Below are 668 nucleotides of genomic sequence, written 5' to 3' on the forward strand. Positions count from 1 at the left end.
CTCACATTTCGCACCCTAACAAGGTCAAAACAAAGGATTTTTTATTTAGTTTTTCAGAATAACTTTTTGACCAACACAACGAGCGATGGCAATCCTTTTTTTACCATCGCTGGTCGTTCCGTATCACGTTACACGTAGATGCTCTCATCCATGCCCAATCCCTGCAGAATCCTTCGCTGATCAGGGGTAAGGGAGCGATCCAGTGAGCGTTGGATGCGCCCATCCGGCAGCTTGAACAGGACGACGTTCACATATGGAAACAGCTGAAAAATCGCCTGTCCCGTCGGCCGGGTCAGCTTGCGGCCTCCAGGACCCTTCAACGGGTGTTCTGGAGTAATAAACTGACGCACTCGGCGCTGAAAAACGCGGTAAATAGCCAAGGCCAACAGAAACAAATAGCCTAATACTGCGACCCGTTCTGGTTTTTTGACGTAAATCTCATCCGTGAAAAACGGATCTTTCAAAAAAGCGAAGTTCATTTCCACCGAGATCTGCCCTTTATACAGCTTCAAGATCTCTTGGGCATCCATGGGTTGGCCCTTCCATTCCTTCGGAACGGTCGTGACAAGGACAAACCGGGACGCTTTCCGTCTCGCCTGTTCCCACGCGTCTTGGTCGAATTCGACGTCAAGGTGCAAGAAATACAGCGTCTCCACCTCGGGTTCCGC

Annotated in this window: 1 protein-coding gene; it reads right to left on the minus strand. The window is 50.0% G+C overall.

Annotated features, from left to right (window positions below):
- Positions 1-128: 128 nt before the first annotated feature.
- Positions 129-668 (minus strand): IS1634 family transposase (locus tag T260_RS136450; protein WP_023633368.1); only part of this gene is annotated, 540 nt, incomplete at its 5' end.

Source organism: Geobacillus thermopakistaniensis (genome assembly GCF_000498995.1).
Taxonomy (GTDB): Bacteria; Bacillota; Bacilli; order Bacillales; family Anoxybacillaceae; genus Geobacillus; species Geobacillus thermoleovorans.